This window comes from Herbiconiux sp. FW305-C-125, assembly GCF_058783455.1.
The window spans coordinates 47,764-69,288 of the sequence record NZ_JBYSYO010000006.1 but is presented as its reverse complement, the minus strand read 5'-3'; the positions used below and the strand labels follow the sequence as shown (position 1 = coordinate 69,288).

Genomic DNA, 21,525 nt, shown 5'->3' with positions numbered 1-21,525 from the left:
GAGAGCGCATCTCTCACTTGCAAAGGAGAAAGTGGAATGCCCCGCGAGAAACGCCTGCAGCCCGGATCGCCCTGGGTCGAGCTGCGCACGACGCCCGCCGATTGGAAGGCCGCCGACCCGGCGCTGCTCGCCACCATGCTCGGTCAGCTGCACCTCATCCGCGCCTTCGAGGAGACCGTCCTCGAACTCGCGGGCGCTGGACTGGTGCACGGCCCCGCGCACTCGTCGATCGGTCAGGAGGGCGGGGCCGTCGGGTCGATCGTGGGGTTGCGCTCGGGCGACGGTGTGAACGGCTCGCACCGCGGCCACCACCAGTTCCTCGCCAAGGCGCTCACCCATGTCGCCCCTGACGGTCTCGACCTCACGGCGCTCGTGACGCCGGCGGTACAGACGGTGCTGCAGCGCACGCTCGCCGAGATCCTCGGTCTCGCCCAGGGCTACTGCCGGGGCCGCGGCGGGTCGATGCACCTGCAGTGGTTCGAGGCCGGAGCACTCGGCACCAATGCCATCGTGGGCGGCGGCGTGCCCCTCGGCGCGGGGAACGCCTGGGCCCAGAAGCACGCGGGCACCACCGACCTCACGGTGAGCTACTTCGGCGACGGCGCCACGAACATCGGCTCGGTGCTCGAGAGCATGAACCTCGCAGCGGCCTGGAAGCTCCCGTTCTGCTTCTTCATCGAGAACAACCTCTACGCCGTCTCGACGAAGGTCGACGAGGTCACGGCCGAGCCGCGCCTGTCGGCGCGCGCCCTCGGCTTCAACATGCCGGCCTGGCGTGTCGACGGCATGGACCCGCTGGCCGTGCACCTGGCCATGGAGAAGGCGACCGAGCGGATGCGCGCGGGCGAGGGCCCGGCCGTCATCGAGGCCGAGGTCTACCGCTACTTCCACCAGAACGGCCCCTACCCGGGCAGTGCGTTCGGCTACCGCTCCAAGGAGGAGGAGGCCGCCTGGCGCGCCCGCGACCCGCTGCTGCGGATGGCGACGGAGATGACCGCGCTCGGCCTGATCGACGACGAGGGTGTCGCCTCCGTGCGCGCCCAGGCGCAGGCCGCCGTGCGCGCTGCGGCGGCGGAGCTCACCGAACCCGACCCCGAGGGCAAGCCGGGCGTGCGGCGCATCCGCCCCGACCTCTGGCCAGACCCCGGGTTCGTCGACGTCGGCATCCGTGGCGACCTCAGCGAGCTGACGGATGTGCGCACGCAGGAGCAGAGCGACTACACCGGCGAGTCGGCCACGGGCAAGTTCGTCGACGCCGTCGCGGCGGTGATGGACCGCCGCATGGGCGAGGACGAGCGAATCGTGGTGCTGGGCGAGGACATCCACCGCCTGAAGGGCGGCACCAATGGTGCCACCAAGGGGCTGGCCGAGAAGTACCCGGGGCGGGTGCTCGGCACTCCCATCTCCGAGAACGCGTTCGCCGGCCTCGGCGGTGGCATCGCGCTCGACACCCGGTTCCGTCCGGTGGTGGAGTTCATGTACCCCGACTTCCTGTGGGTGGCGGCCGACCAGGTGTTCAACCAGATCGGCAAGGCCCGGCACATGTTCGGCGGCGACAACGCGGTGCCGCTGGTGCTGCGCACCAAGGTCGCCATGGGCTCGGGCTACGGCTCGCAGCACCTGATGGACCCGGCGGGCATCTTCGCCACCAGCCCGGGCTGGCGCATCATGGCCGCCTCCACGCCCTACGACTACATCGGGCTGATGAATGCGGCGCTCGCGATCGACGACCCCGTGGTGATGATCGAGCACGTCGACCTCTACGCCGAGTCGGGCGAGATCCCGGCCGACCTCGACTACCAGATCCCGTTCGGCAAGGCCGCCCTGCGTCGCGAGGGTGCGGAGGTGACCGTCATCAGCTACCTGTCCATGGTGGGCGAGAGCGCGAAGGCGATCGACGAGACCGGTATCGACGCCGATCTCATCGACCTGCGCTTCCTCGACCGCGCCTCGATCGACTGGGAGACCATCGGTGCGAGCATCCAGAAGACCAACGCCGTGCTGATCGTGGAGCAGGGCGCGCAGGGCACGTCCTACGGGGCCTGGCTCGCCGACGAGATCCAGCGCCGCTACTTCGACTGGCTCGACCAGCCGGTGCAGCGGGTGACCGGGTCGGAGGCGTCGCCGAGCATCTCGAAGGTGCTGGAGCGGGCCGCGATCGCCCGGTCCGAGGAAGTCGTGGCGGGCTTGGAGCGCGTGCGCGCCGGGTTCGGGAAGGAGAGCTGAGATGGCCAGCATCATCCGGATGCCCAGCGTGCTCGCCGGCTCGGAAGAGGCCGCGATCGCCAACTGGCTCGTGAGCGAGGGGCAGAGCATCGCCGTCGGGGAGCCGCTCGCGGAGATCGAGACCGAGAAGGCGATCGTGGAGTACAACGCCGAGGAGGCCGGAATCGTCGGCCGCGTCGTGCTCGCCGCGGGTGAGTCGGGCGAGATCGGCGCACCGATCGCCGTGCTCATCGCGGAGGGCGAGACCGCCGCCGACATCGACGCCGCTCTCGGCGGCGCCGCTGCGGAACCGGCCGCGGAACCGGCCCCGGCCCCGGCGGAGGCCGCTCCGGCGCGGGACCCGGAATCGGCCGCACCGGTGGTGGAGGCCGACTCCGTCGAGCGCGCCGCCCGCGACGCCGACACGGTCGATCCGGCCGATCCGTCCGCCGCCACCGCGACGACCACGGGCGCCGAGCCCGCGCAACCATCAGCCGGCGTGCGCGAGGGTGCCCCGCAGCGGCTGTTCGTCAGCCCCATCGCGCGCAAGCTCGCGCGGGAGCACGGCCTCGACGCCTCGGCCATCGCCGGGTCGGGGCCCGACGGCCGCATCGTGCGTCGCGACGTCGAGGCCGCCCTGGCCGCCGGCACCGTCCCGGTGGCGGCCGCCGGTGCGGCCGCAGCAGCGACGCCCGCAGCCGCGTCGAGCACGCCGACCCCCGCGGCCGGCGACGCCGCAGCCGCCGCGGGCGACTGGGAGCTCGTGCCGCACACCGGGATGCGCCGCGCGATCGCGCGCCGGCTCACCGAGAGCAAGTCGACCGTGCCGCACTTCTACCTCACGGCGGAGCCGCGCGTCGACGCCCTGCTCGCCCTGCGCGCCGAGGTGAACAGCCAGTCCTCGGTGCGCGTCTCGGTGAACGACTTCGTGGTGAAGGCCGTGGCGGCGGCGTTCGCCGACGTGCCGGAGGCCAACGTCACGTGGTCGGACGAGGGTATGCGCAAGCATCGTGCCGTCGACATCGCGGTCGCCGTCGCCACCGACGGGGGTCTGGTGACCCCGGTGGTGCGTGGTGTCGACGCGAAGAGCCTCACGGCCGTGAGCTCCACCATCGCCGAGCTCGTCGCCAAGGCGAAGGACAAGCGCCTGAAGCAGGACGAGCTCGAAGGCGGAAGCTTCTCGGTGTCGAACCTCGGCATGTACGGCACGGTCGAGTTCTCCGCCATCCTGAACCCGCCGCAGTCGGGCATCCTCGCCGTGGGCGCTGCGAAACAGCAGCCGGTGGTCTTGGACGGCGAACTCGCGGTGGGCACGGTGATGCGGTGCACCCTCTCCGTCGACCACCGCGCGGTCGACGGTGCGCTCGCGGCGCAGTGGCTCGCGGCGTTCGTGCGCCGCATCGAGAACCCGCTGAGCATCCTGCTCTGACGAGTGGTGTGCTTCAGACCAGGCGGTCCATGGCCTGGAGCACGTCGACCGCCGAGGAGAGTCCGCTGGGCACCCGCTCCGGGTGACCCGACTCGGGCATCTCGTTGGAGAACTCCCGCCGGCCGACCACGAACCACAACCCCTTGGCCGGTTCGGTGCCCTCGTTGATGTAGAGGTGCGGGCGCACCGAGTCGAAGCTCAGCGAATCGCCCGGATGCAGGGTGAAGGTGTCGAAGTCCAGGCGCACCGTCAGCTCGCCTGAGAGCAGGTAGGCGTACTCCACGCCGCTGTGCCGCATCATCCGGCCCTCGATGGAGCTGGATGCGCCCGGGTCGTAGGTGACGAGCAGCGGATCGACGGAACCGTCCCGGCTCGCGGCCAGTCGCTCCCAGCGCACCCCGTTCTCCATCTCGAGCACCGGGTTGTCGGCACCGCGCTGCACGGCACCGCCTGCGACGTCGCCGCCGTCGTGGGTCGCCCGGCCGGAGGCGCTGTCGTCGCGTGCGACCGGGGCGCCGCCGCCGCGCGCGGTCGACGCTCCGGGCGCGACCGACCCGCGGGCGCTGCCGGCCATCAAGTCGTCGAAGGAGATGCCGAGGTGGTTGACGAGGGCGTAGAGCGTGCTCACGGAGGGTTGGGTCTTCCCCGTCTCGACCTGGGAGATGAGGCTGGCGGACACTCCGAGTGCGGTCGCCACGCTTCTGAGGCTGATCCCCTTGGCTATCCGCGCCGCGCGCAGCCGGGGTCCGATGTCATCGGTGATGATCCATCTCCTTGCGTCGAGTCCGCACCGCGGGCGGTCATTCAGAGGAACGATCCGAAGCGAACGACTTGTGCAGCAAGAGTATACGACCGCGTCGGCTACGGACGTCGATTGTTGTCGCGATTTGACGCAAAGTGTGTTGTTATGCTGAACACACTGGCAAGCTAGACTGAACACGCCGGAAGGGACGAATCAATGGCGAATCGTATGCAACAGAAGGTGGTCGGCCGATGACACTGCAGCAGGGTGGCAGCGCCACCATGATGACGGCGACTCGCGGAACCAACGCGGTCGACTGGGAGCAGCGGGTCGACTTCGACCGTTTGCGCAGCGAACGCCTCGAGCGGCTCAAAGCGGAGCTGAACCGCTCGTCGCTGGGCGCGGTGCTGGCGTTCGATTTCTCCAACATCCGGTACATGACCTCGACCCACATCGGCACCTGGGCGATGGACAAGCTGATCCGCTTCAGCCTGCTCACCCGCAACAGCGATCCGATCATGTGGGACTTCGGCTCGGCGGCCAAGCACCACGCACTCTTCAACCCCTGGCTCGACACCACGACGGCCGAGGCAGATGCCGACCCGCACGCCCCGCACCACGGTGCGGTGCGGCCGCGCACCGAGGGCGGCTCACGAGCCGGCATCTCGACCTTGCGCGGAGCGTTCAGTCCCGACGCGGAGATCGCGGAGCGGGTGGCGGCGAAGATCAAGCGCGAACTGGAGAAGTTCGGGGTCGCGAACGAGCCGCTCGGTGTCGACGTGATCGAGTTGCCCGTGCTGTTCGCGCTGCAGAAGCTCGGCATCGAGGTGGTCGACGGTCAGCAGACCTTCATGGAGGCCCGCCGCATCAAGACCCTCGACGAGATCTCGCTGCTCACCCAGGCGGCCTCGATGGTGGACGCCGCCTACGAAGACCTCTACGAGTTCCTCCGGCCGGGTGTGAAGGAGAACGAGTGCGTGGGGCTCGTCTCGAAGAAGCTCTACGACCTCGGCTCCGAGTACGTGGAGGGCGTGAACGCCATCTCCGGCGAACGCTGCTCACCGCATCCGCACGTGTTCTCCGACCGGTTGATCCGCCCGGGCGACCCGGCCTTCTTCGACATCCTGCACTCATTCAACGGCTACCGCACGTGCTACTACCGGACCTTCGCGGTGGGGTCGGCGTCGTCGGCGCAGCAGGATGCCTACAAGCGCGCCCGCGAGTACATGGACCGCGCGATCGCCCTGGTGCGGCCCGGCGCCACCACGGCCGACATCGTAAGCGTCTGGCCCACGGCGCAGGAGTTCGGTTTCGCCGACGAGGAGGCCGCCTTCGCCCTGCAGTACGGACACGGCGTCGGCCTGTCGATCTGGGAGAAGCCGATCTTCTCCCGTCTGGTCTCGCTCGACCACCCGGAGGAGCTGAAGGAGGGCATGGTCTTCGCCCTCGAGACGTACTGGCCGGCCGCCGACGGCTGGGGTGCCGCGCGCATCGAGGAGGAGGTCATCGTGACCGCCACCGGGTGCCAGGTGATCACGAAGTTCCCCGCCGAAGACCTGCTGGTGGCCGGCAAGCGGTACTTCACGGTCGGCGGCAGCCTCCCGACGCTGCGTGACTCGCAGTCGCACCTCAACACCGCCGCCGGGCGCGGCGAACCGGGCGCATGACCGGCCGCGGGGCCACCGGCCCGATCGGATTCGTCGGGCTCGGCTCGATGGGGGCGGCGATCGCCGGGCATCTGCTCGACGAGGGGCGCGAGCTCGTCGTCTGGAACCGCTCCGCCGGCCCGGTGGAGGAGCTGGTCGCGCGCGGCGCCACCCGCGCCGGCTCGATCGCCGACACCCTCGCCACCGGCACCGTGTTCTCGATGCTCTCGAACGAATCCGTCGTCTTCGACCTCTTCGACGCGGATGCGCTCTCGGCCGCTCCCGAGGGAACGGTGCACGTCGACATGGCCACGATCGGCGCCGCAGCGGCGACCCGCCTGACGGGGTTGCACGCCGAGCACGGCGTGGCGTACGTCGCGGCACCGGTGCTCGGCCGCCCCCCGGTCGCCGCCGCCGGGCAGCTGACCGTGCTCGCCGCAGGACCGCCCGAGGTGGTCGACCGGGTTCGGCCGGTGCTGGAGACGATCGGGCGGCGGGTGTGGGATTTCGGCTCCGATCCGAGTGCCGCCAACGCGGTGAAGATCGGCGTGAACTTCCTCATCATCCACGCCCTTCAAGGTCTGACCGAGTCGATCACCATGCTCGAGCAGCGTGACATCGACACCGAACGGTTCGTCGAGCTGCTCGGCGACAGCCTCTTCCCCGGGGTCGTCTACTCGGGCTACGGCGCCGCGATCGCACGGCGCAGCTACGAGCCCGCCCTGTTCACGACCGAGCTCGGGTTCAAAGACCTCATGCTCGCCCTCGACGCGGCCCGCGCGACGGGGGTGTCCTTTCCCTCCGAGAGTGCGCTCCGCGGCGTGTTCGAGTCGGCGCTGGACGAGGGGCAGGCCGAACTCGACTGGGCGTCGATCGCCGAGGTCACACGGCGGCGCGTCCGGCCCGGATCGACGGATGCCACGGCCGCGCCGCGAGAGCAGCGGCCATGATCCGGCACATCGTCGCATTCGACCTCATCAGCACCGACCCGGCGGAGCAGGCGCCGCAGGTGGCCCACATGACCGAGGTGCTCGAAGCCTTGCGCGCCCTCGACGTGGTGGAGTCGATCACCGTACGCCCCGACCTCGGTGACGTCGCGGGGCATTGGCCCGTCGTGCTGGTCTCGGAGCACCGCACGCGGGCCGACCTGGAGGCCTACCAGGCGCATCCGGAGCACCGGGCCGCCGCCGCGGTCGCCGGTCAGTACGTCGCGAACCGCGCCATTGTCGACTACGAGCTGCCGTGAGGATCGCGGTGCTCGGCGCCGGAGCCAACGGCGCAGCCATCGGGGCCGACCTCACCCGTGCCGGGCTCGACGTGACGCTGATCGAGCAATGGCCCGACCACGTGACGGCCATGCGCGAGCGGGGCGTGGAGGTGCGCACCGAGGCGGGCAGCACGGTCACCGAGGTCGACGTGGTGAACGTCTGCCAGGTCGCCGAACTGCGCCGGCCGTTCGACCTCGTGCTGATGCTCATGAAGGCCTACGACTCCACCTGGGCGGCGCACCTCATCCGACCGCTGTTGGCCGATGACGGCCTGCTGGTCGGAGTGCAGAACGGCATGACCCTCGACGTGATCGCGGACGTCGTCGGACCGGAGCGCACCGTCGGCTGCGTGATCGAGATCTCGTCGACGATGTTCGAACCGGGCATCGTCGAGCGGCATTCGGATGCGAGTCGCAGCTGGTTCGCCGTCGGCGGCACGACGCCGCGCACGGCAGGGCGAGCCGATGAGGTGGCCGAGGTGCTGCGGCGCAGCGGTTCGGTCGACGTGGTCGGCGACATCCGTTCGGCGAAGTGGATGAAGCTCGTCAGCAATGCCACCACGCTCGTCACCACGGCGAGCCTCGGGCTCTCCATGGCCGACGCCGAGCAGACCCCCGGGATGCGGGAACTCATGGTGGCCTCAGGGCAGGAGGCGCTCGACGCCGCGCTCGCCGACGGGGCGTCGGTGGTGCCGATCTTCGGTCTCACGGCCGCCGACGTGGGCCGCCCGGAGCGCGTGGTCGACACGCTGCTCGACACGCTCTACGCCGGATTCATCCTCCCCCACACCACCACGACCGTGCTGCAGGACTGGCGGAAGGGCCGCCGCAGCGAGGTGCAGGAGCTGAACGGTCACGTCGTGCGCATCGCCGAGCGTCATGGCCTGGCGGCACCGGTGAACGCGGCCGTCGCCACGCTCGCGCGGGAGATCGAGCTCGGCACGGAGACCCCTGGCCCGCACAACCTCCCCCGCCTCCGGGCGGCCCTGCGGGCAGGCTGAGCGCCGGGTCAGCCGAAGACGTCACCGATGAACACTCGATCGATCATGCGAAGGAGCACAGGATGAGAGCAGCGGTCTTCCACGCGGCCCACGACATCCGAGTCGAACAGGTCGCCGACCCCGGGGCGCCCGGGCCCGGTGAGGTGTTGCTGAAGCCGTTCTGGTGCGGCGTCTGCGGCACCGATCTGCACGAGTACGCGATGGGGCCGATCGTCATCCCCGATGCCCCGCACGCGCTCACCGGGGCGCAGGCACCGCAGATCCTCGGCCACGAGTTCTCGGCCGAGGTGCTCGAGGTGGGCGCGGGCGTCGCCGACGTGAAAGCCGGCGACCGGGTCTCGGTGATGCCGTTGCTGTCGTGCGGAACCTGCTACTACTGCCGCCGCGCCCTGAACCACCTCTGCCAGCGGATGGGCTGCATCGGTCTCAGCTTCGCCTGGGGCGGCATCGCCGAACTCGCCATCGTGCCGGCCACGAACGTCAGCGTGCTGCCCGAGTCGGTCTCCGACCTCCAGGGTGCCCTGGTGGAGCCGGGCGCCGTCGCCGCCTACGGGGTCGACACCGCGAACGTGCGGCCCGGAGACACGGTGCTCATCACGGGCGCCGGCCCGATCGGTGCCCTGGCGGCACTCTATTCGGCGAGCATCGGCGCGAACGTCTACCTCTCCGAGGTCAATCCCTTCCGCGCCGAGCTCGCTCGCGGCCTCGACGTGGGCGAGGTGCTCGACCCCAGCAGCATCGACGTTCCCGCCTTCCTCAAGGACGCGACGGGCGGCATCGGTGTGGACGCGGTGATCGAGTGTTCGGGCAACGAGCGGGCCCTGCAGGCGGCGATCGCCTCGGTGCGGTCGGCCGGCCGGATCTCGCAGACCGGCCTGCACACCAAGGCGGCGTCGATCGACCCGATGGTGCTGTCCGAGCACGACATCACGCTCGCCGGCACCTGGTGCTACCCCGTGACCGACTGGCCGCGCATCATCGACCTGGTCGCCCGCGGACGGTATCCGGTCGAGAAGGTGGTGACCGCCCAGGTCGCGATGAACGACGTGGTCGCCGGCTTCGACACGCTGCTCTCGCCGCGCGGCGACCAGGTCAAGGTGCTCATCCACGCCGAGTAGGCATCCGCCGATCCACTCCAGAACGAAAGAAGGACCCATGAAGGCATTGCAGTTCGTCGACGAGGACGTCGCCGAGGTCAGCACCATCGAGGTGCCGCAGATCGCGGCCGACGAGGTGCTGGTCGCCTCGCGCCGGGTCGGAGTGTGCCACTCCGACATCGAGCTGCTCGAGGGCAGGTACATCATCCCCTTCGAGTACCCCGTCATTCCCGGCCACGAGTGGTCGGGCGAGATCGCGGCCGTCGGTTCCGCCGTGACCGAATTCGCGGTCGGCGACCGGGTGGTGGGCGAGTGCGTCATCGGTGACGACCACTTCGGCTTTTCCATCTCGGGAGCCGCGGCCGAGTACTTCGTGGCGAAGCCCGCGTGGCTGCACCGGCTCCCCGACGAGCTCGACTGGGCCGCCGGCGCCCTGGTGGAGCCGTTCAGCGTGGCCTACTACGCGCTCATGCGGGTGGGCAACGTCAACGGCAGCGATGTGCTCGTGGTTCTCGGTGCCGGTCCCATCGGTCTGGCCGTCACGGCCGCGGCCGCCGCGCTCGGAGCGGTGACGATCGTGGTGGAGCCGTCGGAGGAGCGGCGCGCGGTGGCCGTGCAGCTCGGCGCGGCGGAGGCCGTGCATCCGGACGCCGTCCAGGAGGCGCTGGAGCGCCTCTCGGGCGGTCGTGGTGCCGACGTGGTGGTGGAGTGCAGCGGCCGCCCCGAGGTGATGGCGACGGCCCTCGAGCTGGCCGCGTTCCGCGGGCGCATCGCCTACATCGGCATCGACGTCGGGCGCTCGGCACTCGCGCAGCTCGGCCTCATCCAGTCGAAGGAGCTCACCATCGCGGGCTCGATCGGGTCGCCCGGGGTGTGGCCGCAGACGCTGCGCTTCCTCGCGACGAGCGGCATCGACCTCTCCCCGCTGATCACCCACGTGTACGGCGTGGCGGAGGCGACGGATGCGGTGGCCACCGCGGCCGCGCAGCAGGGCGTCATCAAGGCCCAGATCGAGCTGGACGCCCCCGTGCTGGGCTAGCGGTACCCGCGAACGCGAACGAGGCGGTGCCCCCTGGGGGCACCGCCTCGTTCGTGGTCCGGGGTGGGTCAGACGAGGATCATGCCGCCCTCGATGGGGAGCACCTGCCCGGTGATGTAGTCGGAGTCGGGCGCGGCGAGGAAGATCGCCGTGGGCGCGATGTCCTCCGGCTGAGCCGGACGGCCGAGCAGGATGCCCGAGGCCATCGAGTCGAACCCGGCGTCGCCCTCGCCCATCTTCTCGAGGTCGGCGTCGAGCTTCTTCCACAGCGGCGTCGCGACGACGCCCGGCGCGAACGCGTTCACCGTGATCCCCTCGGGTGCCAGCGATCGTGCGGCCGCCTGGGTCAGCGAGATCACGGCGGCCTTCGCGGCGCTGTAAGGCGCGAAACTGGCGAACCCGGTGCGTCCGGCGATCGAGGCGGTGTTCACGATCTTGCCGCCCCCGCCCTGCGCGATGAACTGCTTCGCCGCCTCCTGCGTGCCGATCAGCACGCCGAGGGCGTTCACCTTCATCACGAGCTGGAAGTTGTCCTCGGTGATGTCGAGGAACTTCATCGGCGCGTTCATGCCCGCGTTGTTGAAGTAGGCGTCCAGTCGCCCGTAGGCCTCGACGGCCTGGGCGATGCCGGCGGCCACGGCCGCCCGGTCGGTGATGTCGACCTCGACGGCCGAGGCGACGCCGCCCGCCCCCGCGATCTCGTCGGCGACCGACTGGGCTGCTGCGAGGTTGAGGTCGGCGAGCACGACGTTCGCCCCCTCCGCGGCCAGGCCCCGGCCGATGCCGGCGCCGATGCCCGAGCCTCCGCCCGTGACGATGATGGTCTTGCCGGTGAGTCGTGCGGTCATGTGCTGATACTCCTTACGTCGGGAAGCGGAACAGAGAGGGAACGGATGCGGACGGCGGTCGTCAGTGGAACAGCACCCCGCCGTTGACGTCGATCGAGGCGCCCGTGACGTAGGAGGCCTTCGCCGACGAGAGGAACTCGACCGCGTCGATGATGGTGCTCGCGGGCCCCGCGATGCCGAGCGGGATCTTCGCCCACTCGATGTCCCGCATCTGCTCGAAGGTGATGCCGCGCGACTCCGCCTCCTCCTCCAGGGCCTTGCGGTGCATCTGGGTGTCGATGTTGCCGGGGCAGACCACGTTGGCGCGGATGCCCTGATCGGCCAGCTCGGCCGCGATGGACTGCGTGAGGTTGATGACGCCGGCCTTGGAGGCGCAGTAGGCCGAGAACAGGGCGTGCCCGGAGCGGCCGTACCACGAACCGATGGTGACGATCGACGCCCCGGCATGGCTCGGCATGAGGGGGATGAACGACCGGGCCATCAGGAACACGCCGCGCAGGTTGATGTTCTGCGTGCGGTCCCACTCGTCGATCGCGAGCTCGGTGATGGGGCCGGCCTTCTGCAGCACCCCGGCGATCAGGAGCAGCACGTCGACCCGGCCCGACCACGCGTCCACGGCGTCTCGCGCCGCCTCCACCGACTCCGGGGAGGACACGTCGCACGCCACCTCGAGCACGTCCGCCGACGGGAACTGCGCCCTGAGGTCGCCCGCGACGGAGGCGAGCACGCCTCCGTCGACGTCGAGGAGAGCGACCCGGTCGCCGAGCCCGAGGTAGCGCTGGGCGGCTTCGCGGCCCATCCCTCCGCTGGCACCGGTGATGATGACCGCTCGATTGCCCGAGATCGTCTCCGTCGACACTGCATTCTCCTGTCCCGCGATTCGCCATCGAGATCACGTTTAGTCCAGCTTTACAGATTTGTTCAGCAGGGACAACCATAATTGCCATTACACTCGATTCCGCGGCCGATTTGCGGTCATGGTGTTCAGTCCTACGTCAATGGAGAGCCGGAACTATGGATGCCCCCACCCCACCCCGCCCCCTGCTCACGCCCGGCCAGATGGCCGTCGACTACGAACAGCGGGTCGACTTCGGCCGGCTGCGGGACTACCGGCTGAGCCGCGCCATGGCGGCGCTGGAAGCCAGCGAATGCGGCGCGTTCCTGCTGTTCGACTTCTACAACATCCGGTACACGACGCAGACCTGGGTGGGCGGGGCGCTCGGCGACAAGATGATCCGCTACGCGCTGCTGACGCGGGGCGGCGAACCCCACCTCTGGGACTTCGGTTCAGCGGTCAAGCACCACCAGCTCTACTCGCCGTGGCTCGCCCACGACCACAACCATCCGGGCTTCCTCGGCTTCCGCGGGGCCGTCAGCCCCACCGCCGGACTGATGGCCGACGCCGTCACCGAGATCAAGGGACTGCTGAGCGACCTGAACCTCGCCGACGCACCGATCGGCATCGACATCGTCGAGCCGCCGTTCCTGTTCGAGCTCGAACGGCAGGGCCTCCGGGTCGTGGATGCCCAGCAGCACATGCTCGACGCCCGCGAGATCAAGAGCGCCGACGAGATCATGCTGCTGAACCAAGCGGCGGCGATGGTCGACGGGGTCTACACGGACATCGTGGCGGCGCTGAAGCCCGGGGTGCGGGAGAACGAGATCGTCGCGCTGGCCGCCAAGAAGCTCTACGAGTACGGCTCCGACCAGGTCGAGGCCGTGAACGCCATCTCGGGTGAGCGCTGCAACCCGCACCCGCACAATTTCACCGATCGCATCATCCGCCCCGGCGACCAGGCGTTTTTCGACATCATCCACTCCTTCAACGGGTACCGCACCTGCTACTACCGCACGTTCAGCGTCGGCCGGGCCACCGGCCCGCAGAAGGCGGCCTACAGCCGTGCGCGGGAGTGGATGGACACGGCGATCGCCGGGGTGCGGCCGGGCGTCGGATCGGACGAGATCGCGAGCCTGTTCCCCACCGCGGAGTCGCTCGGTTTCGAGAACGAACTCTCGGCCTTCGGCCTGCAGTTCTGCCACGGCCTGGGGCTCGGCCTCCACGAGCGCCCGATCATCTCGCGCCTGAACAGCTACCGGGAGCCCGTGGAGTTGAAGGAGGGGATGGTGTTCGCCGTGGAGACCTACTGCCCGGCCACCGACGGGTACTCGGCGGCGCGCATCGAGGAGGAGGTCGTCGTCACCGCCGACGGACCCGTCATCCTCACGAAGTACCCCGCCGAGGACCTCGTGGTGGCCAACCCGTTCTGACGGGCGGGCGCCTGCGCTGCGTTACTGCGCCGTGTAGCCGCCGTCGATCACGAGCTCGCTCCCGGTCGTGAACCGTGACTCGTCCGAGGCCAGGAACAGCATGGCGTAGGCGACGTCATCCGGTTCGCCGAGGATGCCGAGCGGATGCTCGGCCTGCATCTGCTCGATGTACCCGGGCGTCTGGCGAGCCTTCTCCAGGTTCATCGGCGTCATGATGGTGCCCGGCAGGATGGCGTTCACGCGGATGCCCTCCGCGGCGTAGGTGATGGCATCGACCTTCGTCATCGTGCGCACCGCAGCCTTGGTGGCGTGGTACACGGGCACGTCGGCGTTGCCGATCAGGGCGTACATCGACGACATGTTGACGATGCTCTTCTGGCCCGGGGTCTGCCGGAGGTAGGGGATGGCGTGCTTGGTGCAGAGGAACGGGCCGCCCGCGTTCACCCGGTACACCCGCTCCCAGTCGGCCCACGCGACCTCGTCGGTCGGTTCGACGGGGCCGGCGATGCCGGCGTTGTTGATCAGGATGTTGAGCGCCCCGAACCGCTCGAACACGGCGGCGAAGACCTCGCGCACGCGCTCCTCGTCGGTGACGTTCATCGTCCAGAACTCGGCCTCGCCGCCGGCCGCGCGGATCTCCTCGGCGACCCGCGAGCCCGACTCCGACATGTCGACGAGCGCCACGGCCGCGCCCTCCCGGGCGAACAGCTTGGCCGTGGCCTCGCCCATGCCGCTCCCGGCGCCGGTGACGATGGCGGTCTTGCCGGCGAGCCTCATACGAAGATCACGCCCCCGTTGACGTCGACGGTGGCGCCGGTCATGTAGGAGGCGTTGTCGGAGGCCAGGAAGTAGATGGCGTCGGAGATCGACTTCGGCGGCCCGGCCACCTTCAGCGGGATCTTGGCCCATTCGATGTCGCGCATCTCCTCGAAGCTGATGCCGCGCTCCACCGCCTCGCTCGCCAGTGCGGCCTGGTGCATGCCGGTGTTGATGTTGCCGGGGGCGACCGCGTTCACCCGGATGCCGGCGTCGGCGAGTTCGCCGGCGAGGCACTGCACGAAGCTGATCACGCCCGCCTTCGACGTGCAGTACGAGGAGTAGAAGGCGTGACCGCTCCGGCCCCAGTACGAGGCGACGGCGACGACGGATGCTCCCGAGTCCTTCGGCAAGAGCGGCACGAGTTCACGGCTGGCGAGGAAGACACCGCGGAGGTTCGTGTTGTGCACCCGGTCCCACTCCTCGGTGGTGAGTTCGAGCACCGAGGCGCCGACGGCCTGCACCGTGCCGCCGACCAGGGCGAGCACGTCGAGGCTGCCCGACCACTCCTCGACCGCGGCGCGCGCGGCGCGCAACGACTCCTCGGAGGACTGGTCGACCGCGAGCGGGAGCAGCTCCGCCTCGGGGTGACGGGAGCGGATGTCGTCGGCGACCTTCTCGACCGCCTCCAGGGCGAGGTCGGCGAGCACGACGCGGTCGCCTTCGGCGGCGAAGCGTTCGGCGGCGACCTTGCCGATGCCGCCCGCGGCGCCCGTGATGAACACGGTGCGAGGGGTCGTGGTTTCTGTCATGGTGTCTCTCCTTCAGAGGGGGTGGGGTTCACGGTGCCGAGGGGCGGGGTGGCAGGCCGGCCAGCTCGTAGGCGGTGTCGACGGCGCGGAAGTCCACGAGCGCCGACGCCGTGTCGGTGGGGTAGGGCGTGCCGTTCCGGATCGCGTCCTCGAACGCCCGCATCTGGTAGATGAAGCTCGATGTCCGGCCGAGCTCCTCCACGCGGCTCGCGCCCTCGGTGAACACGAGCACGCGGTCGTCGGTGTGCACGTAGCTGAGGTTCGCCTGGTGCACCGTGCCCCGGGAGCCGACGACCGTGATCACGAAGTGCTGCGGCCCGATCAGGTTCATCTCGGCGATCGCGGTGCCGCCGTTCGGCAGCTCGTAGGTGAGCTCCGACCAGGAATCGATGTCGGCGTGCGTGCCGTCGAGGTGACCCATCGTCGCCGTGCGCAACGTCGGCATTCCGCCGAGGTCGGCGGCGAGGGTGTGGATGACGTCGATGCAGTAGATGCCGAGGTCCATCATCGAGCCGCCCGCGAGCGGCCACGACCAGCGGATGTCCGACAGGTCGGGCACCGGCACGGTCATGACGGCGCGCACCTGCTGCACCTCGCCGATCTCGCCCGAGCGCACGATCTCCTGCAGCCGGCGGAACACCGGGTGGTAGCGGTAGTGCAGACCGTCGAACACGACGAGCTCCGGATGCGCCTGGGCGGCTTCGTGCATCCGCACCGCCTCACGGGCGTTGCTCACGAACGGCTTCTCGCCGAGCACGTGCTTGCCGGCGTCGATCGCGGCGAGGTTCCAGACCGTGTGCAGGCTGTTCGGCAGCGGGTTGTACACCGCCTCCACCTCGGGGTCGGCGATCAGCGCGGCGTAGTCGTCGGCCACCCGCTCGATGCCGTGTTCGTCGGCGTAGGCTTCGGCGCGCGCCCGGTCCCGGGCGGCGACCGCCACGATGCGGGCACCGATGTCGGCAGCCGGCGGAAACAGGGTCATCTCGTTGATGCGTGCGGCGCCGAGCACGCCGATCCGCAGTGGTTCCGTCATGTCACACCATGGCGGCGACGAGCTCGACCTCGGAGGGCGGGTTCGCCGGGTCGATGTCGGTGGTCGTGCGGACCCGGCCGTCCTTCATCACCACGATGCGGTCGGCCAGCGCGAGGATCTCGGGCAGGTCGTCGCTGATCAGCAGCACCGACACCCCCTGCTCGGTCAGGTTCTCGATCAGCCGGTAGATCTCCGCCTTCGCGCCGACGTCGACCCCGTTGGTGGGGTTGTCGAGCACGAGCAGTTGCGAGCCGAGGGTCGTCCAGCGGGCGAGCAGCACCTTCTGCTGGTTGCCGCCGCTCAGACTGCTCATCGGGGCGTCGACACCGGGTGTCTTGATGCCGAGATCGGTGATGGCCTGCTTCGTGTTCGCGACCTCGCGGCGGGCGTTGAGAATCGGCGAGCCGATCGCGGCGCCCACCTCGGGCAGCGACAGGTTGTGCGCGACCGACATGCCGAGGACGATGCCGTCCTTGTGTCGTTCCGTCGGCACGTAGCCCAGACGTGCACGGATGCCCGCGCGGGAGCCGTTGCGCTCCGGCTCGTTGCCGTCGACGGCGATGCGCCCTTCGGCGCCCTTGCCGAGTTCGAAGACGGCGCGGCCGAACTCCGACTTGCCCGAGCCGACCACCCCGGCGATGCCGAGCACCTCGCCCGGCATCACGCTGAGCGAGACGTCGTCGAAGCCCTCGCCGGAGAACCCCTCGACCTCGAGCCGCGGGGTCTGCGAGTAGTCGACGTGGTGGCTCCGGTTGTAGGCCTCGGCCTTGCGGCCCACCATCAGCTCGTGGATGCGGGTCTCCGAGAGCGCATGCGGGTCGTCCTGCACGCTCACCACTTCGCCGTCCTTCAGCACCACCATGCGGTCGCAGAGCTCGATGATCTCCTCGAGGCGGTGCGAGACGAAGACCTGGGCGGCGTTCGGCTGGATCTTTCGCACGAAGCCGAAGAAGAACTCGATCTGCTCGCGCGACAGGGCGCTGGTCGGCTCGTCGTAGAGGATGACCGGATGCTCGATGCCGAGCAGGCGTGCCTGTGCCAGCGAGCGCACGATCTCCACCACCTGACGCTCGGCGAACTTCAGCGAGCCGAGTTCCGCATCCGTTCGCAGGTCGATCGAGAGCTCGTCGAAGATGTCCTGGGTGAGCCGGGCCATCCGCTTGGCGTCGATGAAGCCGAAGCGGGTGAACTTCGCCTCCTGGGCGAGGAACACGTTGGCAGCGACCGAGAGGTTCGGCACCAGCGCCTGGTGCTGGAAGATGCGGAACACGCCGCGCTGAGTCGCCTCCTGGTAGGTGCGGAAGTGCACCTCCTCGCCCCCCAGCAGGAGTTCACCCTCGTCTTGCTCGAGGGTGCCGCTGATCATGTTGAGCAGCGTCGACTTGCCGGCGCCGTTCTCGCCGACGAGGCCCAGCACCTCACCCACCCGCGATTCGATCGAGACGGAGCGGACGGCGTGCACCGGCCCGAAGCTCTTCGTGAGATTGCGCGCCTCGAACAGAGGTGTGGTGCGCGTCGTGGTGTCAGTCACTGCCGCCCCTTACTTGATGACGCTGAGCTTCGAGCGGTCGAGGGTGAGCGCCACCGCGAGCACCACGACCGCGCCCTGCACGATCTGCTGCATGTACGGCTGCACGCCCAGGGTGTTGAGCCCCACGGTGAGCACGGTGATCACGAGCACACCGAGGATGGTGCGGTGGACGCCGCCCACACCACCGGTCAGGGCGGTACCGCCCATGACGACGGCGGCGATCGAGTCGAGGGTGAGACGGTCGCCCATGCCGGGCGTCGCGGCTCCCACGCGGGAGGCGAGGAGGATGCCGGCGGCGGCGGCCAGGGCGCCCGAGAGCACCAGCACCCAGAGCTTCATGCGGCGGATGGGGATGCCCGCCAGGCCGCTCACCGCCTCGGCGCCGCCGATGGCGAAGGTGTAGCGGCCGAACCGGGTCTTCTGACCGATGAACGAGAAGATGCCCCAGAGGATGAGCGCCCAGACGGCGATGAAGGGGAACTCGCCGAACAGCTTGCCCTGGGAGATCCAGGTGAAGCCCGGCTCGAAGATCTGCACGGGCCGGCCGTTGACGAACCAGAGGCCGACGCCGGTCACGGCGAGACTGACACCCAGTGTGGTCAAGAAGCTCGGCACCTTGACGATGGCGAACAGCACGCCGTTGACGAGGCCGACGAGGATGCCGACGCCGAGCCCGCCGAGGATCGCCAGCGGCCAGTTGCCGCTCTGGGCGATGGTGGCGGCGACCAGGGCGGAGAGGGTCACGGTGGCGCCGACGGAGAGGTCGATGCTGCCCATCAACACCACGAAGGTCATGCCGATGGCGACGACCAGGAGCACGGACGACTCACGGAGCACACCGATCAGGGTGCTGAATTGGAAGAAGCTCGGCGCGAGGATCGAGAAGACGATCACGAGCACGATGATCGCCGCGATCGGGAGGAGGATTCCGCCACCCCACTTGAGCGGCCTGGCCAGTGAATTCACGTTGGGACTCCATTGTGTGCGGAACGAAAGAGGGGCCCTGCCGGCCCGACGGGAGTCGGACCGGCAGGGTGGGGTCGATCAGTGGCGGGTCAGTTCTTCAGGAGCTTCCAGTGGTCGGCCCACTCCGCGTCGACGGTCGCCCGGTTCGGCAGCGCGTCGGCGTAGGCCTGCGGCAGCGTGAAGTTCGCGGGCTTGGGTTCGAGCATGCTCCACATCGCCTCCATGTCGATCGTGTTCACCGCGTTCTGCGGGTCCCAGTCGTCCGGGTAGGCGACGCGGCTCATCTTCACCCAGTCGTACGGGTCGTTGTCGCCCGTGTAGGTGTTGATGTAGTCGTCGACGTTGTCGGCGGTGACGAAGATGCCGCCCGTGTTGAGCATCCGGTTCAGCGGGTCGACCTTGGCGCCCTTGCAGTAGTCCAGCGCCTGCACGAAGCTGAAGCCCGCCTGGAACTGGGGGATGCCCGAGTAGCTGCCGAACATCTGGCCGGCCTTGATCAGCTGCATGGTGCTGAGGTTGCCGTCGATGCCGGTGATGGGGGGCAGGTCGGCCGTCTCCACACCCGCCTCGGTGAGGGCGTTCAGCGCGCCGATTCCGACGTCGTCGTTCTGGCCGAACACGGCGTCGATCTTGTCGGCGCCGAACTGGGTGATGATGCCGGCCATCGCCTGGCGGGCGGTGTCGCGGTCCCACTCGCCGGGCTGCTCGGCGATGACCTTGATGTCGGGGTACTCCTTGAGGGCGCGGTCGAAGCCGGCGTTGCGGAGCTGGTCGGGCGTCGCGCCGGGGTGGCCGGTGAGGTGCACCACGTTGCCCTTGCCGCCGATCTCGTCGAACAGGGCCTTGGCGACCGTGTAGGCGACCTCCTCCGAGTTCGGCGTGAGGTACGACACGTACTGGTCGCCGCTGTCGAAGGGCGAGGTCCAGGTGGGCTGCTCCCAGGTGTTGACGAAGCAGACGCCGTTCTGCTCGGCGATGTCGGCCATCGCCGGCACGTTCGAGGGGTCGGGGGCGGTGATGAAGATGATCTTCGCGCCGGCGTCGACCTGCTGCTGGAACTGGGCGAGCTCGGTGGCCGGGTCGCCCTCGTTGGTGAGTCCGACGTACTTGCCGTTGAAGGCCTCGACGGCGCGCTGCGCGCCCTGGGCCCAGCTGGCGTAGTAGTCGTTGTTCATGCTGGTGAACAGCGAGACCACGGTCTCGCCGTTGAGGTTGACGGAGTCGGGAAGCTCCGACGCGGCGGTCGTGCTGCCTCCGCCTCCGCTCCCGCCCGACGAACACCCGGCGAGTCCGAGAAGACTGATGACGGCGAGGCCGGCGATCCCGGCGCTCCACACTCTGCGATTCATGTCACTCCTTCGTGAGACGTACAGGACACTCTGCTTGTCGAGACACACTTTACAGATTTAGCGCCGCTTCACAACCGTTCAACACCCAGAATGTGATAATTCCCTGGAATCCCGCGAATCTGGCCTAGGCGATGTCCAGCGGATATGGTAATTGTTGGCAGGGGCGTTAATTTGCAGTGAACGACCGATGGAGGTCGAAGCAACGCCCGCCGAGTCAACAAGGAGGCTGACGAATGGCGGATTTCGGACTGTCGGAGCGGACCGTGGTCGTGACCGGATCGGCGACCGGCATCGGTCGGGCGACCATCGATGCGTTCGCGGCCGAGGGCGCACGGGTGGTTGCCGTCGACATCGAGTTCGACGTGCTGAGCGAGCACATCGCCGAGGCGGGTCTGCAGCACCTGATCACGCCCGTGCACGCCGACCTCTCGACGGCCGACGGAGTCGCCGGAGCGGCCGCCGAGGCGATCCGGCTGAGCGGCGGCGCCCCCGATGTGCTGGTGAACAACGTCGGCGCCGGTCGGCTCAAGACCTTCGAAGAGCTGACCGACGACGATTTCCATCGCACCTTCGAGCTCAACTTCTTCTCGATGGTGCGGATGTGCCGCGCGATCGTGCCCGAGATGTACGCGGCCGGCCGCGGCGCGGTGATCAACGTGACCTCCGATCTCTCCCGGCAGGCCGAGGACACCATCGTCGACTACGCCGCCTCCAAGGCGGCGGTGGCGAGCGTGGCGAAGTCGCTCGCCCGCGCCTACGCGCCCCGGGTGCGGGTGAACAACGTCGCCCCCGGGCCGATCTGGACGCCGTTCTGGACCGATGAGAGCACGGGCTGGTTGAAGAACCTCGAGGCCGCCTACGGCGCCAAGGGTGAGGCCGCCGTGCAGGCCTTCATCGAGGATCGCGGCATCCCGGCCGGCCGGATGGGCGAGCCGGAAGAGGTCGCCAACGCGATCCTGTTCCTGGCCTCCGACCTGGCGGGCTTCACCACCGGCAGCACGCTCGGCGTCGACGGCGGGACCGTCCGCGCGACGTTCTGACCGGCAGCCGTCTCCTCTCCCGCATCCACTCGCCCGGCATCGAAAGGCCGATCATGATCGTCAAAGACACCAACGTCCCCACCATGCTCGAACACGGCGGCACCTGCCGCTCCTGGTTCTTCTTCCACAAGGAGGAGCTGCGCGACGAGACCGAGGGCGGGTACCTCGAGTTCATCGACGAGTTCGAGCTCGCGGCGGGCGCCGCGCTCGAGCCGCACTCGCACGACACCGACGAGTTCTACTACCTCCTGTCGGGCAACGCCGTCATGCGCGTCGGCGACGAGGAGCAGGAGGTGGTGCCGGGCAACCTCATCCGCATCCCGCGCAACGAGATCCACAGCATCCGGGCGCAGGAGGGTGAGGGATTCCGTGCGCTCGCCTTCGCCATCAGCTACATGCCGAAGGACAAGACCGGATACACCGCCTACCCGCCCGGCGGAGAGCCCCACTTCGTGCCGAACGGCACCGACAAGCTCGAGTCCGAGAGCTGATCGCG

20 protein-coding genes are annotated in these 21,525 nt (G+C 69.2%); 11 read left to right on the top strand and 9 right to left on the bottom strand.

Annotated features, from left to right (window positions below; all coding sequences use genetic code 11):
* The first annotated feature begins 36 nt into the window (after positions 1 to 36).
* A complete protein-coding gene (locus tag AC3WLB_RS15395; RefSeq protein ID WP_492507404.1) occupies positions 37 to 2,226 on the top strand; it encodes an alpha-ketoacid dehydrogenase subunit alpha/beta in 2,190 nt (729 codons plus the stop codon).
* A 1-nt stretch (position 2,227) separates the two neighbouring features.
* Positions 2,228 to 3,634, top strand: a complete 1,407-nt coding sequence (locus AC3WLB_RS15390) for a dihydrolipoamide acetyltransferase family protein (protein WP_492507402.1) — start codon at positions 2,228 to 2,230, stop codon at positions 3,632 to 3,634.
* 13 nt (positions 3,635 to 3,647) lie between these two features.
* Here AC3WLB_RS15390 and AC3WLB_RS15385 read toward each other — a convergent pair whose 3' ends face one another.
* Complete coding sequence (locus AC3WLB_RS15385) at positions 3,648 to 4,574, bottom strand: helix-turn-helix domain-containing protein (RefSeq protein ID WP_492507400.1); 927 nt, start codon at positions 4,572 to 4,574, stop codon at positions 3,648 to 3,650.
* A 53-nt stretch (positions 4,575 to 4,627) separates the two neighbouring features.
* Here AC3WLB_RS15385 and AC3WLB_RS15380 point away from each other — a divergent pair, with 53 nt between their 5' ends.
* The 6 genes from AC3WLB_RS15380 to AC3WLB_RS15355 all read left to right on the top strand — a co-directional run bounded on the left by AC3WLB_RS15380 (position 4,628) and on the right by AC3WLB_RS15355 (position 10,426).
* Complete coding sequence (locus tag AC3WLB_RS15380; RefSeq protein WP_492507398.1) at positions 4,628 to 6,043, top strand: M24 family metallopeptidase; 1,416 nt, start codon at positions 4,628 to 4,630, stop codon at positions 6,041 to 6,043.
* A complete protein-coding gene (locus AC3WLB_RS15375) occupies positions 6,040 to 6,972 on the top strand; it encodes an NAD(P)-dependent oxidoreductase (RefSeq protein ID WP_492507396.1) in 933 nt (310 codons plus the stop codon). The genes AC3WLB_RS15380 and AC3WLB_RS15375 overlap by 4 nt, the downstream gene beginning before the upstream one ends.
* Positions 6,969 to 7,268 (top strand): Dabb family protein, encoded by a 300-nt coding sequence (locus AC3WLB_RS15370; protein WP_022898017.1) that lies wholly within the window; start codon positions 6,969 to 6,971, stop codon positions 7,266 to 7,268. The genes AC3WLB_RS15375 and AC3WLB_RS15370 overlap by 4 nt, the downstream gene beginning before the upstream one ends.
* On the top strand, positions 7,265 to 8,290 hold the full coding sequence (locus AC3WLB_RS15365; protein ID WP_492507393.1) for a ketopantoate reductase family protein: 1,026 nt from the start codon (positions 7,265 to 7,267) through the stop codon (positions 8,288 to 8,290). Before AC3WLB_RS15370 ends, AC3WLB_RS15365 begins: the two co-directional genes overlap by 4 nt.
* Before the next feature lie 62 nt (positions 8,291 to 8,352).
* Positions 8,353 to 9,408, top strand: coding sequence for a 2,3-butanediol dehydrogenase (locus AC3WLB_RS15360; RefSeq protein WP_022898015.1), 1,056 nt, complete (start codon positions 8,353 to 8,355; stop codon positions 9,406 to 9,408).
* A 37-nt stretch (positions 9,409 to 9,445) separates the two neighbouring features.
* Positions 9,446 to 10,426: a zinc-dependent alcohol dehydrogenase gene (locus AC3WLB_RS15355; RefSeq protein ID WP_492507391.1), complete on the top strand. Its 981-nt coding sequence runs from the start codon at positions 9,446 to 9,448 to the stop codon at positions 10,424 to 10,426.
* Between the two features lie 68 nt (positions 10,427 to 10,494).
* Here the strand turns inward: AC3WLB_RS15355 and AC3WLB_RS15350 are convergent, their stop codons facing one another.
* Positions 10,495 to 11,274, bottom strand: a complete 780-nt coding sequence (locus tag AC3WLB_RS15350; RefSeq protein ID WP_022898013.1) for a glucose 1-dehydrogenase — start codon at positions 11,272 to 11,274, stop codon at positions 10,495 to 10,497.
* 61 nt (positions 11,275 to 11,335) lie between these two features.
* Positions 11,336 to 12,133, bottom strand: a complete 798-nt coding sequence (locus AC3WLB_RS15345) for an SDR family NAD(P)-dependent oxidoreductase (RefSeq protein WP_492507389.1) — start codon at positions 12,131 to 12,133, stop codon at positions 11,336 to 11,338.
* A gap of 155 nt (positions 12,134 to 12,288) precedes the next feature.
* Between AC3WLB_RS15345 and AC3WLB_RS15340 the strand changes: the two genes are divergently transcribed.
* Positions 12,289 to 13,542, top strand: a complete 1,254-nt coding sequence (locus tag AC3WLB_RS15340) for a M24 family metallopeptidase (protein WP_492507387.1) — start codon at positions 12,289 to 12,291, stop codon at positions 13,540 to 13,542.
* Positions 13,543 to 13,563: 21 nt separating this feature from the next.
* On the opposite strand, the gene AC3WLB_RS15335 is transcribed toward AC3WLB_RS15340, so the two are convergent.
* The 6 genes from AC3WLB_RS15335 to AC3WLB_RS15310 form a co-directional block, all read right to left on the bottom strand.
* Positions 13,564 to 14,319 carry an SDR family NAD(P)-dependent oxidoreductase gene (locus AC3WLB_RS15335; RefSeq protein ID WP_492507385.1) on the bottom strand — a complete coding sequence of 252 codons (756 nt, stop codon included), beginning with the start codon at positions 14,317 to 14,319 and terminating at the stop codon, positions 13,564 to 13,566.
* Positions 14,316 to 15,110, bottom strand: a complete 795-nt coding sequence (locus tag AC3WLB_RS15330) for an SDR family NAD(P)-dependent oxidoreductase (protein WP_492507383.1) — start codon at positions 15,108 to 15,110, stop codon at positions 14,316 to 14,318. Before AC3WLB_RS15330 ends, AC3WLB_RS15335 begins: the two co-directional genes overlap by 4 nt.
* A 28-nt stretch (positions 15,111 to 15,138) precedes the next feature.
* Positions 15,139 to 16,143 carry a Gfo/Idh/MocA family protein gene (locus AC3WLB_RS15325; RefSeq protein ID WP_492507381.1) on the bottom strand — a complete coding sequence of 335 codons (1,005 nt, stop codon included), beginning with the start codon at positions 16,141 to 16,143 and terminating at the stop codon, positions 15,139 to 15,141.
* Between the two features lies 1 nt (position 16,144).
* Entirely contained in the window at positions 16,145 to 17,674 is a 1,530-nt protein-coding gene (locus AC3WLB_RS15320; RefSeq protein ID WP_022897916.1) for a sugar ABC transporter ATP-binding protein, read from the bottom strand.
* 9 nt (positions 17,675 to 17,683) lie between these two features.
* Complete coding sequence (locus AC3WLB_RS15315) at positions 17,684 to 18,640, bottom strand: ABC transporter permease (RefSeq protein ID WP_022897917.1); 957 nt, start codon at positions 18,638 to 18,640, stop codon at positions 17,684 to 17,686.
* An 89-nt stretch (positions 18,641 to 18,729) separates the two neighbouring features.
* A complete protein-coding gene (locus AC3WLB_RS15310; RefSeq protein ID WP_492507378.1) occupies positions 18,730 to 19,989 on the bottom strand; it encodes a sugar ABC transporter substrate-binding protein in 1,260 nt (419 codons plus the stop codon).
* Between the two features lie 233 nt (positions 19,990 to 20,222).
* Between AC3WLB_RS15310 and AC3WLB_RS15305 the strand changes: the two genes are divergently transcribed.
* Both AC3WLB_RS15305 and AC3WLB_RS15300 read left to right on the top strand, forming a co-directional pair.
* The gene (locus AC3WLB_RS15305) at positions 20,223 to 21,029 is read left to right on the top strand and encodes an SDR family NAD(P)-dependent oxidoreductase (protein WP_492507376.1); all 807 of its coding nucleotides are present in this window, start codon (positions 20,223 to 20,225) and stop codon (positions 21,027 to 21,029) included.
* A gap of 53 nt (positions 21,030 to 21,082) precedes the next feature.
* Entirely contained in the window at positions 21,083 to 21,520 is a 438-nt protein-coding gene (locus AC3WLB_RS15300) for a cupin domain-containing protein (RefSeq protein ID WP_022895376.1), read from the top strand.
* Positions 21,521 to 21,525: the final 5 nt, after the last annotated feature.

Excerpts from the sequence above, each read along its gene's own strand:
- AC3WLB_RS15375 (WP_492507396.1), top strand. The coding sequence starts at position 6,040 with ATGACCGGCCGCGGGGCCACCGGCCCGATCGGATTCGTCGGGCTCGGC.
- AC3WLB_RS15395 (WP_492507404.1), top strand. The coding sequence starts at position 37 with ATGCCCCGCGAGAAACGCCTGCAGCCCGGATCGCCCTGGGTCGAGCTG.
- AC3WLB_RS15305 (WP_492507376.1), top strand. The coding sequence starts at position 20,223 with ATGGCGGATTTCGGACTGTCGGAGCGGACCGTGGTCGTGACCGGATCG.
- AC3WLB_RS15310 (WP_492507378.1), bottom strand. The coding sequence starts at position 19,989 with ATGAATCGCAGAGTGTGGAGCGCCGGGATCGCCGGCCTCGCCGTCATC.
- AC3WLB_RS15330 (WP_492507383.1), bottom strand. The coding sequence starts at position 15,110 with ATGACAGAAACCACGACCCCTCGCACCGTGTTCATCACGGGCGCCGCG.
- AC3WLB_RS15355 (WP_492507391.1), top strand. The coding sequence starts at position 9,446 with ATGAAGGCATTGCAGTTCGTCGACGAGGACGTCGCCGAGGTCAGCACC.
- AC3WLB_RS15335 (WP_492507385.1), bottom strand. The coding sequence starts at position 14,319 with ATGAGGCTCGCCGGCAAGACCGCCATCGTCACCGGCGCCGGGAGCGGC.
- AC3WLB_RS15350 (WP_022898013.1), bottom strand. The coding sequence starts at position 11,274 with ATGACCGCACGACTCACCGGCAAGACCATCATCGTCACGGGCGGAGGC.
- AC3WLB_RS15390 (WP_492507402.1), top strand. The coding sequence starts at position 2,228 with ATGGCCAGCATCATCCGGATGCCCAGCGTGCTCGCCGGCTCGGAAGAG.
- AC3WLB_RS15360 (WP_022898015.1), top strand. The coding sequence starts at position 8,353 with ATGAGAGCAGCGGTCTTCCACGCGGCCCACGACATCCGAGTCGAACAG.
- AC3WLB_RS15300 (WP_022895376.1), top strand. The coding sequence starts at position 21,083 with ATGATCGTCAAAGACACCAACGTCCCCACCATGCTCGAACACGGCGGC.
- AC3WLB_RS15380 (WP_492507398.1), top strand. The coding sequence starts at position 4,628 with ATGACACTGCAGCAGGGTGGCAGCGCCACCATGATGACGGCGACTCGC.
- AC3WLB_RS15340 (WP_492507387.1), top strand. The coding sequence starts at position 12,289 with ATGGATGCCCCCACCCCACCCCGCCCCCTGCTCACGCCCGGCCAGATG.
- AC3WLB_RS15370 (WP_022898017.1), top strand. The coding sequence starts at position 6,969 with ATGATCCGGCACATCGTCGCATTCGACCTCATCAGCACCGACCCGGCG.
- AC3WLB_RS15325 (WP_492507381.1), bottom strand. The coding sequence starts at position 16,143 with ATGACGGAACCACTGCGGATCGGCGTGCTCGGCGCCGCACGCATCAAC.